General features: G+C 48.5%; 16 protein-coding genes. 10 read left to right on the top strand and 6 right to left on the bottom strand.

Going from position 1 to position 13,174, the window contains the following annotated elements:
* Positions 1 to 3: 3 nt before the first annotated feature.
* Positions 4 to 300 carry a type II toxin-antitoxin system RelE/ParE family toxin gene (locus C2U54_RS25595; protein ID WP_015063076.1) on the bottom strand — a complete coding sequence of 99 codons (297 nt, stop codon included), beginning with the start codon at positions 298 to 300 and terminating at the stop codon, positions 4 to 6.
* A 63-nt stretch (positions 301 to 363) separates the two neighbouring features.
* Positions 364 to 831 (bottom strand): hypothetical protein, encoded by a 468-nt coding sequence (locus tag C2U54_RS25590; protein ID WP_022652128.1) that lies wholly within the window; start codon positions 829 to 831, stop codon positions 364 to 366.
* An 813-nt stretch (positions 832 to 1,644) separates the two neighbouring features.
* Here C2U54_RS25590 and C2U54_RS25585 point away from each other — a divergent pair.
* The 7 genes from C2U54_RS25585 (at position 1,645) to C2U54_RS25550 (ending at position 5,938) form a co-directional block, all read left to right on the top strand.
* On the top strand, positions 1,645 to 2,421 hold the full coding sequence (locus tag C2U54_RS25585; RefSeq protein WP_022652129.1) for a hypothetical protein: 777 nt from the start codon (positions 1,645 to 1,647) through the stop codon (positions 2,419 to 2,421).
* Positions 2,422 to 2,569: 148 nt separating this feature from the next.
* Entirely contained in the window at positions 2,570 to 3,346 is a 777-nt protein-coding gene (locus C2U54_RS25580) for a hypothetical protein (RefSeq protein ID WP_022652130.1), read from the top strand.
* A 462-nt stretch (positions 3,347 to 3,808) separates the two neighbouring features.
* The gene (locus tag C2U54_RS25570; RefSeq protein WP_032610383.1) at positions 3,809 to 4,150 is read left to right on the top strand and encodes a hypothetical protein; all 342 of its coding nucleotides are present in this window, start codon (positions 3,809 to 3,811) and stop codon (positions 4,148 to 4,150) included.
* A gap of 100 nt (positions 4,151 to 4,250) precedes the next feature.
* Complete coding sequence (locus C2U54_RS25565) at positions 4,251 to 4,514, top strand: hypothetical protein (protein ID WP_022652132.1); 264 nt, start codon at positions 4,251 to 4,253, stop codon at positions 4,512 to 4,514.
* A 51-nt stretch (positions 4,515 to 4,565) separates the two neighbouring features.
* Positions 4,566 to 4,820 (top strand): hypothetical protein, encoded by a 255-nt coding sequence (locus tag C2U54_RS25560; RefSeq protein WP_022652133.1) that lies wholly within the window; start codon positions 4,566 to 4,568, stop codon positions 4,818 to 4,820.
* Positions 4,821 to 4,855: 35 nt separating this feature from the next.
* On the top strand, positions 4,856 to 5,155 hold the full coding sequence (locus C2U54_RS25555; RefSeq protein WP_032610385.1) for a hypothetical protein: 300 nt from the start codon (positions 4,856 to 4,858) through the stop codon (positions 5,153 to 5,155).
* 84 nt (positions 5,156 to 5,239) lie between these two features.
* Positions 5,240 to 5,938 carry a hypothetical protein gene (locus tag C2U54_RS25550; protein ID WP_022652135.1) on the top strand — a complete coding sequence of 233 codons (699 nt, stop codon included), beginning with the start codon at positions 5,240 to 5,242 and terminating at the stop codon, positions 5,936 to 5,938.
* Between the two features lie 519 nt (positions 5,939 to 6,457).
* Here C2U54_RS25550 and C2U54_RS27905 read toward each other — a convergent pair.
* Positions 6,458 to 6,862: an Ig-like domain-containing protein gene (locus tag C2U54_RS27905; protein ID WP_071787996.1), complete on the bottom strand. Its 405-nt coding sequence runs from the start codon at positions 6,860 to 6,862 to the stop codon at positions 6,458 to 6,460.
* Entirely contained in the window at positions 6,856 to 7,323 is a 468-nt protein-coding gene (locus C2U54_RS27900; protein WP_015063083.1) for a DUF4165 domain-containing protein, read from the bottom strand. Before C2U54_RS27900 ends, C2U54_RS27905 begins: the two co-directional genes overlap by 7 nt.
* Positions 7,324 to 7,547: 224 nt before the next feature.
* Here C2U54_RS27900 and C2U54_RS25535 point away from each other — a divergent pair, with 224 nt between their 5' ends.
* The gene (locus C2U54_RS25535; protein WP_015063084.1) at positions 7,548 to 9,968 is read left to right on the top strand and encodes an Ig-like domain-containing protein; all 2,421 of its coding nucleotides are present in this window, start codon (positions 7,548 to 7,550) and stop codon (positions 9,966 to 9,968) included.
* Positions 9,969 to 10,426: 458 nt separating this feature from the next.
* Positions 10,427 to 11,308, top strand: coding sequence for a RepB family plasmid replication initiator protein (locus tag C2U54_RS25530; RefSeq protein ID WP_015063085.1), 882 nt, complete (start codon positions 10,427 to 10,429; stop codon positions 11,306 to 11,308).
* Positions 11,309 to 11,895: 587 nt separating this feature from the next.
* On the opposite strand, the gene C2U54_RS25525 is transcribed toward C2U54_RS25530, so the two are convergent.
* A complete protein-coding gene (locus C2U54_RS25525; RefSeq protein WP_015063086.1) occupies positions 11,896 to 12,411 on the bottom strand; it encodes a hypothetical protein in 516 nt (171 codons plus the stop codon).
* Positions 12,412 to 12,599: 188 nt separating this feature from the next.
* Here C2U54_RS25525 and C2U54_RS27580 point away from each other — a divergent pair, with 188 nt between their 5' ends.
* The gene (locus tag C2U54_RS27580; protein ID WP_015063087.1) at positions 12,600 to 12,926 is read left to right on the top strand and encodes a hypothetical protein; all 327 of its coding nucleotides are present in this window, start codon (positions 12,600 to 12,602) and stop codon (positions 12,924 to 12,926) included.
* Between the two features lie 46 nt (positions 12,927 to 12,972).
* Here C2U54_RS27580 and C2U54_RS27575 read toward each other — a convergent pair whose 3' ends face one another.
* Entirely contained in the window at positions 12,973 to 13,131 is a 159-nt protein-coding gene (locus C2U54_RS27575) for a hypothetical protein (protein WP_022652137.1), read from the bottom strand.
* Positions 13,132 to 13,174: the final 43 nt, after the last annotated feature.

Raw genomic sequence — 13,174 nt, 5'->3', positions numbered from 1 at the left:
ACCTTAATGGATTAGCGATTTATAATCATGCGCCGACAGGTGAACGTTATGTACGCCATCATTCCACACAAAGAATAACCGATATTTTGAATTAACTCGAATGGAAGAGTACCGGTTTGCGGTCATCCTTAAGCGTTCGTAACGCAAACTACTTGATAACAATTCGCGTTCGTTTTTTACATTATTTAACGTTTTCAGTCTGCATGAAATCGCATTTAACAGATCAGCAGGAATACCTGCTGTGGACTTTCCATTACGGAAAAAGCTTTCCAGCCGTCTGTCTTTAAATGAATGGATCATATCTTCCTCCGTAATGGAATGAGTAAAATTAAATAAGAATTATAAAAGCCTGAAGCTGATTTATTAAATCCCGAGAATTCTGGCTGCGACCGTTAGTTGTTTATCACTTAATGGATATTTCCGTGATAACGTCGATTTCAGACTGTTCAGAAAGCTGTTCTCCCCGTCTTGCTGTGTGATGGCGTCAACCAGTTCCTGATTGCTCTTACACCACAGATTGAACGCGGAAGTCTTTGATTGTACAGCACGCTGACGCACTACTGCCTGAGCTGCTGAAATCTTGCGTGCCGCTTCCGGGTATGTGCGATATAACGCGGAAAGGGTGTAACATGTACGGGTTGTGACCAGGCTATAGCCCGTACCATTACATGCCATGCAGCGGCTCCTATAAAAGTGTTTACGCTCACCACGGCCTTTGCATTTATTGCAAGTGACCCGATAAATATATTCCCCGGTGCCTTTTACTGAATCAATACACTGAATCTTAGCGTTGTCGATTTCAATTCCGCTCTGGTCAAAGTATTTATCCATTTTTGATTCCTCAGGTTTGGTCTGAAGTAATCATGACAGATTGGTCTCGCTGGCTAATAACCTGAATGAAAGATTTTTAAAAATAATTTTGCAGCACTGCTAAAGGCAGTTTATATATGCAGGATTCAATTTTACTGAGAAATATTTTCGGAATTGTCTGTTTACAAATACCAAAAAAAAACCAATGAGGTCTTAATTACATCCTTAATGGGCATGGTTATTTTACATCCTTATGAGTAGCAATGCTTATGTGTTAATTTAAAAACACCATATGCGTCTAAGGAACTTCCTATCCGCCTTCATGAAGCTTTTTTCCGGTTACCAGTAAGGGCCATATGACTGGCAAATATTCCGCTCGCGGTATACCGAAGTTCCGAGAGGATGGCGAAACGGCAGAATGCTACAGTAAAGGAGAAATGTTAGCTATAAAACGGTGGCACAGGGTCGGGATACTCGCGGGCTGAAATGGCAGATTCAGTTTGTCTTCCGGCTGTAGCGTCCCTTCCCCACTCACAAGACCCATCTTAACCGAAGGTGTCGCAGCCTTTCTCCCAGACGCTCGACGATTCCTGGGTTTAAGGTCACGAAACAATGGTCATGCACACCGGCTTTCAACTGGCACAAATGTGATTACGAAACACTCGTTAATGCCCTCCCGGTAAGCCTTTAGAAAAGTTACTTTTCTGAGATTAAAATGGACTATTTTAATTATAGTTTGGATATGAATTTTTAAAAAAATAAATGCCTTCAACTTATTTGGAAAATAAGCCGGAATGTTAGAGTGTTCTCATTCAAAAAAGAGGAGAACCAACCATGCCAAAATGTCTATTACCTGCCGAGCTTGCGGAAATTGTCTGTGGATTACTGGTGCAACCCACATTAATGAATGAATTAAAAACACCGGAGTCGCATAAAGCATTTATGCAGGATATCGCTGAGCTGGTGGCGAAACATTGCGGAGGAGAGATTGACGGTGTGATCATGCCGGTGGATCGCGATGAATCAAGCCAGGCCGATTATCTGACCTCTCCGGATGTAACCCCTTATCTCGTCGTATCTCCCGGCGCGGACATGCACTCCCTCACCGATAATGTCTGGCGTCACCATGCCCGAGATGGCTGGCTTGACCATATCAAAGGCAGCGACGAAGAAAGCCCTGATGAATTGCCGACGCATAAAGAGTGCTCAGTTCGCCGCTACGCCCTCCAGCGGATGCTCCTTCAGACACAAACCAACCATGCTAATCTTCCCTCGCAGGTGGTACGAATGCGTGATTACTGCAACCTCGACGACGAACAGCCCGGGTCTTCAGCAGAGTTTATCGTTACTATGGCGCTCGGCGGTCATGCCCAGCTGGCAGTACAGGATGTGGAATCACGCCTGGTAATGGCCCTGACGTTGTTAATTGAAAATGGTGTTCCCTCGGTCCATGTAAACGCGGGTGACACTGATCCTTCAGTTCTGCACGTCCAGGCTGCTCACGGCGGCATGGTCCTTTCAACTGACTCCCTGAATCATGAATTCGGTATTTCGCCGCCTGACAGGTATACCAACGGTCGCCCTGGCTTATTAGTTAAAGCAGCCTCCTGATTCATTAATTACAAATTTGTCCTTTTTTAATTCCATTGTTCGCTCTTTGTTTAAAGGGCGAATATATTTTTAAAAAACTTCACGCCGGGTTATTAGCCAGCAAACCGAAACTGTTAGAATTAACACATCAGATGAAAGGATGACTATCATGGCTAAATTAATTTCAACTCGTGAACTGGCAACAATTATTACTGCATTACTGGTAAAACCGGAATTATTGGGCGAGCTGGATTCTCCAGAAAAACATCGCGCACTGATGGAGGATCTGGGGCGTGTTGTGGCAGAGCATTGCGGCGGCAATGTCACGGAAATCGCATTGCCGGAAACCGATGGTACGGCAGTTGATGAAGCTTTGCTGGATGGCCAGCCTGTCCGCTATCTGGAAACAAAAGAAAGCTCCCCATATCTCATCGTACACCCTGACGACTCACTACCGTCTCTGACGCATAACGTTTGGATGCACGCTGATCCTGATGGCTGGGAAGAACATTTCGATGGCGAGGACAATCCCCTGATGGAGGAGTTGAGCCAGCAGTTCCGCCAGCAGGTGTATGCGCTTCTGACGCCGGAATCGCAGGCAACGCCTTCAGAGATTATCCGGACGTTACAGGACTGGCAACTGGGTGAAACCCAGCTGCCAGAAGAAGACTGTCAGTCCTATCAGGTGAAGGTGTTGTTAGAAGAGAAAAACATTCAGTGTGAAGTGGTGAATGAATCCGGCACGACTTGTTTCGGCCTCATTTTTGAGATCGATCGGGGTGTACCGACGCTGCACATCGACACGGGCAGTGATTCACTGCTGCATATTCACGCGGCACATGACGGCCTTGTTCTGACACCAGATGCGCCGAACCACGGATTTGAAGATGCTCCAGTAGACCGCTTTTCTTATAACAGCCCGTCCCTGTTGGTGCCAGGGGTGTAACCTGGCAAACAACACAGCGGTATTTTGGCCCCGAGTGAAATAATTCAGGACAGGAGTCAGGCAGATGGGCGATGTTGCCACACTACCACCGAAAATTAACGATGGCGTACTTCGACGCTGGAATGCTCAGCGCGGGCAACGAAATGGCCGAGGCGGAAGGTATAAGCGCCTTCCGTCACAAAGCAACCTAAGTAACTGGGTTGTAAGACGTCTGATTGAAGAAATCATAATGGAGGACCGACGAAGAGCAGCATCAGGTTGAGCAGTATGTTGATCAAGTTACCACTACTGGCGCAGGAGAAGTGGAAGGTATGACCCGCGTCCCGGTAGTTCCCACGATGGAACAGCTAATTGCAGGCCGGAAGCAGATAACTTCGGCCACTGGAAAAATGTCTCGATTAATGAGCCAGCGTCTTGCAGATGTTTACCGTGCAATGGTCGCAACTGCAAAGGGGGAGTGAGATGCGTGAATTACTTGGAAAGACAGGGGCAGAACATCAAGCCTCCGTAATGTATCAAACGTTTGGACACCTCGATGCGAAGCCAGGCGAAAAGCATAAAGGTCACTTCGTTTTTATCAACGGTCAGCACGGCGATCTGTGTGTTGTGCATAGTGAATTTTCATCCTTTGACGAAGGTCCTGGCTATTTCAGTGACCGTGCCGATTTCATCTGGGAATTGGTTAAAGACGGAGGACCCTGCTCTAAGGTCGGCATCTACCGGTTTGACGGCGAATACTCGCTTCCTAAACGCCGGAACGGGAAAAGGTTTTCGGGAAGCGTGACGTGCCTTCAATCATTCTAATTTCGTAGTGCATGAGCACCGACAGGTTATCAGTAAAACGGGGAGCGCCACAGTTCGCGTGCAACCTTCCCTATCCATCAACTCGAATGAGTACATAATAATGACGAACGCTGACGCATCTAACGTTAAGACCAGTCCAGAATTACCAACTCTCGAACGTGTCTATGCTCTGCTCAAGGACAACTATAAACCCGCAAGATTTGCTGATCGGGATGGGGAAATCTGGGGGCATGAGTATTCATGGAATCTGGCAAAATCAAGCCTGCAAGACCTGGAGAAGTACGGGAAATCGTATGTATCGAAGCATTCCGACCGGATGGGCGATGGATTCAGTTTTGGTCCTGACCTGGTCATTATTCGCTGACATGCGCACGGAAGTGAGTAAGATGGCTGGCTGCACCGGAGGACAAGAGTGATGAAGGGTAAAAATATCGTGGCTCGTGTCGTGCGGGAAGCGACCTATAAGTGGGAAACCCGCCACAAGTTAACGCCAGAACAATGCTCTGAAATTAATCAACTGATGCGTCGGCTTTCAGAACACCTTGCCTGCCCCGTTTGCAAAGCAATGTCCTTAAAGCAACTCAGGCACGCAGAATACATTTTGAAATGCGGAACGTGCGGTGAAGAGTTTCTTATCAATAAACGTAAAGAATCGGCTCACGCGAGTTAAGCGCGGTGAATGAGCACAACAGTAAGGTGACAACCATGAAAGAACTGATTTCGGTAGCTCAGGCGGCTCTGGACTATATCGATGCCTTACCCAGCGACATGGTGGCATCACTCCATACGATGCCTGGCTTTGATCGCGATTGGGCAACAGAAGTCATTGCCGATGCTATCGTCGAAAGTAACGAGTCCCGGGAACAGATACAGCAGCAGTCGCAGGCAATTCAGTTGCCCGAGACCTGTTTCTTTGATGGCCCGGGCAACACAACAGAAACGTATTTCCTGGCAGACGATGTCAGAGAGTTACTCCGGTCAGCGGGCGTCCAATTTAGCGAGTGATACGGGTAAAGTTCCCAGGCAGTCCGGTCTCACATCGGTATTACGCCAGACGCTGTCAACATTAATTCGATTCAGGGCATGACAATGGAAAACACAGTAATACCGACGGTAACAGAAAACGAGATGGAAGAGGTGATCACCCGTCACACGGCATACGGGCAGGTATCGGTAAGCCGCACGACAACGACGGGGCAGCGCTTGTATGCCTCCGACCTCATTCATAAAGAGGTGATTACGCTGACCTTCAGTGAATCAGAGCAGGTTGAGCGCGATGGAGTGATCCGTCATCGGCTGGCGGAAGGCAGACGCCGTTCCCCACTTCTGAAAGTCAGTCTGTCTCCGGCTCAGTGGGCCTCAATGATCACATCGTTCGGAATGAGTGACGGCGTGCCGTGTACCATTAACAGTTTGATTCGCGGCGACTATGAGCGCCAGCCGGAGATTGGCTATATTGAGTCGACACGCGAACGTTATGAGCGTCAGATCCGGGAAGCCTCTGAGCGCGAGATGGCGAAAGTGAATGAAAAGCTGAAAGCACTGGCTTTGCTGGTGGCAAAAGGCAAGGCAGGAAAGCGCGAGCTTGAAGAAGTATATCAGTCTCTGTCCGGCGCAATCGCCAACCTGCCGGTTAATCTGGCCTTCAGCACCCAGTTGATGCAGGAATCCATGGACAAAATCGTCTCACACGGCAAGGCCGAACTCGAAGCCTCCGCCATGGGCGTGGCCGCTCGTCTCGGTATGAAAGAAATTAGCCGCTTGGCCTCGTTGGAAGACAAGAAGTAACCGGTACGATCACCCATAAGCATACCTGCTGCACACATAAGCGGCACAAAGCTCAGTGGCCAATTCATAGCGTGTTGACATAAACCGTACACACAAATGTGCTTCGTCGTGGCGGGTGCCTGATATGCGGTTCCCGACGCGGCCCCCTTCTCTCTTTAGCGGTCCACAGGACTCCAGGTAATGCCGGTGGGCTGTATCCAGGACGTTTTCCAGTAGCCGACAGTGGTCGGCGTCATACCCCTTAAGAAGGTGTTCCAGTTCTGCCATGGCGAGTGCGGGTGGTAACCAGGTGACGCCAAGACGCAAAAATTGGAGCTGCATTTGAATTTGATGGCGATCGGGCGTGAGACCCTGCACCCGGGGAGCGCGATAGCAAATTCTCTCCAGTGGAGCGAAATGCGTGATAAACGTTTTCTCAGCAATCTCTGACATTCGACTAAATCAGCCTGTTCCGTTTCTTTCTGGCTACGTTAAGACACCATGAAAAGGCCCCGTATGACGGGGCCGGTTCTGTGGTGTTTATTGGATTTGCGGCAGCTCGATCATGAAGCGGGATTCGCCAACTTTGCCGCTGGTGGCCGGGAAGATCGGGATCAGGATGCCATCCCCTTGACCGAAGTCTATTGTGATGTCTTTCGAATCTCCGGGAATGACAGTCGCCCCATTCATACTGACCGCAAAGGCCGCATCTTTACGGACCGTCAGCGTGCCGGTCTGCACTCCTGTGATCAGCGAACCATCTTTCTTCCGGATGCTGTTGGTCCGCAGATACGCCAGTGGCTGGTTATCTGATGTCTTCAGCCCCATGCCCACAGCCAGCGTCTTGATGGTATTAAATTCAATCAGGTTGTTCGGTACGTAGCGGAACCGGCTGCTCTTTGTGGTGCTGTTTCCGGCTTCATCCATTGCTATGGCAGTCAGCACGTAGGAATCTGCATCATCTGTTGCGGGGAAGATACGCGGGTATCAATGCTGAAGGAGTAGCTGGTTGTGGCCACGACATTCGACTTATTGTCGAGGGTTTCGGATTTAAGGGCAAAAGTCCCCTCGCCCAGTACCGGCAGTGCCATGGATTTGCCGTAGTACTCACTACCATCAGCGGCAGTGATCCTGTCGGCCACTGTCACCAGGCCGGTGACACTCTGGAACATCTGCACATTATCTGATGATCGTGTCACGGTAACGCGCTCGTAGCGGTCGAGACCAGATATCAAGTTCAGCGTAATTGCGCTACCTGGGTTGAGATACGCTCTGGAGGGTTCAGCATTCACTTTCGTACCACGTGTGTCGGTGTACGAATAGTTGTACAGCTGAGCCTGGCCGCAAAGTGGGAACAGCAGTGCCGCATAGACGGCGGCGATCAACGGACCTCTGTAAAATTTCATTTATGTTCTCCTGGTTGGCCAGGAAATTTTACCCGAAACGTTTTCATCACCCGGGTGATAAGAGGTGTAATTATTCAGTAAAACAACGCCCGTTTGTGCGCCTTTTGCCAGGCCAGCGAAAGTGACAATATCCGCTGATTAACGGCCCAGAAATACTCTGCTTAACGAAAAAGTGCCGGAGGTGAATCGTTTAAAATAACGACAAAACAATAGGGGAATACTGAATGAAATATCAGACTATAACTTTGGCTATGGTTTTGCTCGGCGTCTCAGTTCCGGTAACAGCTCAGATTTATGAATCCAGCTTTACAGATACCAATGGCATTGAAGTACACGCGCCTTCAACCCGGATGCTACTCAATCCGGCTTCTACCGTAACGCTGACGCTTATTTCTGGATTGGATCGCTTTGTAAACGTTAAAGTGACCCGGGAAACCGGGGCGCAGTTGTACAATACCACCACTACCCGTACCGGTGTGGCTGATCGGCTAAAAGCAGCCGACGGCAGTGAATTTTACGGGAAGAAAGTAACTTTACCCGCTCTCGGGGAAGGAAAACTGATCGTCCAGGTCAACATTTTGGATCTGAATCAGTCAGTGGTAGCTACGTATAACTACAACTGGACAATAGACACCACACCTCCGGCTGCAAATGCCCTTACAGCAACCACATCACTGGGCACTGGAACTGGAGCGGTATTTAAATTAGGTCTTGAAGCTGTGGCGCAATACAGCTTTTTATCAACGGGCATCGCTGATGCGGTTGGAATAGATAAAGGCATATTTGAAATCTATCGCGCTAATGGAACCCTTTTCAGCTCAACGCCAATGAAATACAACGTCGGTGACAAGACGATGTACCTGCCCTACACCTTCGCAAGTGTGAAGCAACCGGGCATCCCTGATAGCAACCTTGACGAAGAATTTCAGGCAAAAGCCAAAATTTACGACACCGCCGGGAATATCCGCACGTTACCGACCCAAAAATTTCGGTTTGATAATACAATTGGTGAGATATCCCTTTTCGCTGTTCATGATCCAAATGATGCAACCAGCGTCGTTCCCGGCGTGAAAAACTACCCGGCCTATAAAGCCGGTATGGTGGTTAACGAAAACCCTATCAGGCTGGTGTATAAAATCCCGAGATCTAACTACCGGGCATATGCAGAGGGTGGACTGGAATTTATTAACCTTTATTCGGCTGCAAAAGAAATCGCTTCTGATGCCACCTACAGCTATGTCGAAATGACGCTGCCATTTGGTGCCTTCAATGGGGATATGGCTCGTATGGCCAACTTTGGACAGTGGGCAGGATACTTCCCGACCTACACGATGACGCTCAACCCGAACGCAAACAAGACGCCTGCTTTTACTGGCACCTGGGAGGATTTTCAGGATAGCAATGGCACCTGGTATAAGTCGAAGGACTTCGAGACAGTTCTGTCTTCCAGATTGCCGATTAAAATCGTCCGGGCAAGATTTAATGTAGAAGCCAGACCGTTTGAGCAGGAAGTTGGGGGACGCCTAACCTGCCGCATTCCGGTTGGCCAGACAAGTTGCGAAGCTCCTGAGAATTTTGATATGGCGGTAGGGACTCAGGGTTATAACCGTACACTTTATTATGTACGCAGTGTCGCGAACCCTATTCTTCGTTCCGAGCAGTGGGTTATGACACGCTGGAACAATCAAATCGTCCCAGAAATTGGTGAGATCACCTACAGCCCGACATCTAAGATACTGACTGTTGAAGCTCATCTCAACAGAGATAATGATTGGTTCGACGGATTCAGACTCCTCGGATTCTATCTTACCGATAAGAACTCCAAACAGCGCATGACGCCTGTGGGAGTCGAAAAGTCCAGAAACGCGGGTAACTACACGATTGAGTATGACCTTTCCCGGCAGTCTGAAGGGCAATACAACGTTGAAGTGAATATTCAGGATCGTTTCGGTAACCAGACAAACAAAACCTATGGCGTGATAGCTCTCGATGCCACACCCCCAACGGTTGCTATTACCTTCGAAGGGAAGCCGGTAAAGGATGACACCGTCGTCTATGGTCTGGAAAATCTGCGCATTGCACTGAGCGATAACCTGACCACACCTCGCATTACTCGTCTCCAGCTAACTGGCGGACCGACATCAGACAATGTTGAACTCAGTTGGTCACCTGCTGGTAAAGACATATACTCGCCGGAATATCCGCGCATATTCCCGAATTTCGAGCCCTCTGAAAACTATGCTCTCAGTGTGACAGTGTCGGACAGCCAGTCCAACACAAAAACTTACACACAGAAGTTCAGTTATCTCCCGAATAACTTGGTACAGCTGCATAACCTTCGAACCCTTGCAGTAAAGTCGGCGCTCAAAACCTCTGATAACGTGCCACTTGCCTATCTGTCTACAAACATGCTCCGCAAGACTAACGGTGAAATAGCCAAAGGCTTACAGAACGCGACCCTCTCAGTACGTAAGGATGCCAACTTCGGGATAGTGTTTAATGGAGCGGAGGCAGCTCCTGGGGAGTCTGTAAATGTTAATATCGACATGGGTATGGGTGATAATCTTCTCATGCCGGTTTATCCATCAGAGAACGGCAAGACCGGAGCCGCTGAGTTTATGATCCAAATTGATGAGCTGAAGTAACCATAAAAAGCCGTCAGTCACTCTGGCGGCTTTTTTTCGTGACGCCATTTCCTGCATTTTCTCCGCTCTCTCTCCTCATAACTCTGTAGCCGCTTGCGTCAAAAAAGTAACTTTTTCTACAAGGGAAGAAGTGTGCTAGTGCGGTTCTTAGAACGGATCGGAATTTACTCACATTTCGATCGTAATGCTTCATGACGTCTCTGTGCATAGTTATCAACAGGATAGAATAATAATAAAGATCAATATAGGATCAATAGCAGATCAAAAAGGAATAACGATCCTCGCAGGCCAGTAATATCGGGGCTCTCAGCGGATCGCCATCCACTGTACAGGGGGCGAAATACACTATGTCGGGTAATCCATCCACTATACAGGGTGCATAATCCACTATACCGGGTGGATTCGATACACTATACCGGGTAGGATGTAGATCTTATGCACAAAACGGATCTTTCTATATGTCTAGTAATAACAACAAGTTATCTCTTGTCATTGAAGAGTCCCTAAAAGATTCCGGGGAAGTTATCCAACTGCTTCCCACGCTAAGACAGACCATTCAGCCGAAAGTTTTACTCCGTCTGGGTGTGTTTGTGCCAACACTGAAATCCACGGATAAGGGTGGCCGGAAGAGTCACCGCATCGATGCCACCGAACCCCTTTCGAGACTATCCATTGTCGAGGGTGAAGGCTACAGCCAGATCCAAATTTATGGCCCGCGCCTCGACATGGACTCTGACTTCAAATCATGGTGTGGGATCGTTTATGCATTGTCTAACCGTCCGCTCGACTCGGAAGGTCAGCTGGAGCTGAATTTCCCGGAGTTTGCTAAGTTCTGCGGTTTTGACACTAAGCGCATTGATAGGCAATTGAAAGAGCGTTTTGATGCTTCATTGACGCGTATTGCCCGAACCAGTATCTCGTTCATTAAGAAAATACCCGGTACAGACGATCAGATAACGATAAACATGCACCTCGTGGAATCCACGTACTACGACAGTTCCACCGGGAAAATCGTCATCAAGCCAAATTCGAAGCTCAATACGCTGTATCGCGTCGACGGTAAAACCCGACTCTACCTGAAGACGTTGCAGAAACTGGCCCGTAAGGAGTCCGCACAGGCCCTGTATCTGTATCTGGCTGAGTTACCGAGCACCTTTTACCGTATCGGATTTGACCGGCTGCGTGAACGCCTGCAACTGTCCTCACATCTTGGCAACCAGAATGCCACAGTTAAAAAGGCGCTGGGCCAGCTTAAAGAGATCGGTTTTCTGGAATACTCCATAGACAAAGAAAACGGCGATTATGTACTGAATATTCTGAAAAGAAACATGAAGCCATGATAGATGCCGGATAATGCAGCTGCCTGCCGCGTGGGTGGCTGCATTACCCGGAATAGTGGATATTCTTCTCCTTTCCGCTCTGTTTTTACCCGGTACAGTGGATCTCCACTACACCGGGTAATGTCAGCCCTAAAACTCCGATGCAGCCCTTTCTCTTCAGCCTTACCCTGACGATTCTGTGTGTTTTTCAACCAAAATGTGAACTATACCCGGTACAGTGGAGCCACGAAAATGTGATCCATACCCGGTATAGTGGATAAGGCCCCTTGCGAACCAGGCACCGGAAATGTGGCGGCACTGGTTGGCAAGTTTTACCCGGTATAGTGGAGCCCGTTACTGCCTCCGCCCCGGATGGCGTGATGTCACGGGAAGGAAGATATACCCGATAAAGTGGTTCGTGAAGGGTGAACGGCCCTGATAGCACGATGAGGCTGAAGTGGAAACTGTACCCGGTATAGTGGAGCCACTAAGATTGCGTACCCGGTGGCTGAGAGGGGAATCTTTTCCCGCCACAGTGGAGTAGCTGATATCGTCGAAAATGTCTTAACCACAATACGGCCATTCTGTTGCTGCACTAAAGAAATGCATCATCGAGTCTCAGGTGTTTTAAGTTGGTAAACCCCCTTCCACCAGGTGTCGAAAGAGACGCTATCATCGCAGCGCATAAACATGCCGTTATGCCTTGCGACAACGCTGAGAGAACCTTTATTTTTACCGCAGGTCTTCTCAAAAGACTCTGTAGCTTTAATAAAAGTTTCACCATCCGTGATGGTCGGGGAATCCAGTTCCTTCGCCAGCCATGACGGATAGCTGTCAGCATTAACCCATACAAGGCGTTCCACAACTGAAAAGAGTACGCCGACAAGGCCAACCGCCCAGAGCGTAATAACCAGTAAACGTAAAATTCGCAGGACTATGAATTTTGAATGCTGTAAAGGCGAGACAAGAAATGGCAACGATATCATGACTGTGAGCATGACTGATGACGCCAGCAACGTGTATAACAATGCCCATGATTTCACATAGGCCGAAAACGCGATCATCAAGCCAATAAGAACAAAGAGCGGTGCAGCGCTTTTCAGACTACCCATGTTTATTTTCATTATTTTGATGCTCCATTTTGTACGAGTTTAGAGATACTACGTTTAAAATCATCTACGGCCTCAAAAAAGGTTCGTGGATGACGTTATTGGTTTTTTATATTGTACCATTGGTGAGCGTTTACCTTTTTACCCTTTAATTAAGGCACCAGGATTCGCCCCTGAAAAAGCGAATTCCATGAGGTTAATGTATGTCACACAATATTTTTATAGCTGAGTTTGATGATGGACTTCGGATGTACGGTATCAATGACGGTACAGCCTGCCATATGCATGCTTTTTTGTTTCAGACCCAGGCGCAAGTAGAACACTGGCTGGGAAGCGGTGATCGTGATACCCGCAAGTTACCTGTAATGCCAGAAAACGCCTCATTGACGGAGGAAAACGTCACTATCGGCCCTGACGAAACATGGGCTTTTCGCTCCCGAGCTTCACGCACCGCACAATGGATCACCGGCCCCCTTGAACATGACAGTGAGTCATGGGAAGACCAGTCTGTATATGGCCACAGCACGTGAACTTCACGCCTCCAGTCCTGCTGACCGACATAGGCAGGACAGGGGTTTACAGTACCCGGTACAGTGTATCGCCTTGCTGAACCCGTGTTTGCTGCTGCTGGCCCAGCGGACGGATGCTGGGAAAGTCAAAGATGATCAGTTTTAGATCCGCGTTCGCGGGGATAATTATTCCTACTGGAATGTTAGCTACAGCGTTAGAATCCATTTTGTTGCCTCACCTTACAAGGGCGATTAACCGTCTTAATGGC

The organism is Leclercia sp. LSNIH1 (assembly GCF_002902985.1).
In the GTDB taxonomy this organism is placed as follows: domain Bacteria; phylum Pseudomonadota; class Gammaproteobacteria; order Enterobacterales; family Enterobacteriaceae; genus Enterobacter.
The sequence above is the reverse complement of the archived record's forward strand: the minus strand, read 5'-3'. Positions and strand labels throughout refer to the sequence as shown.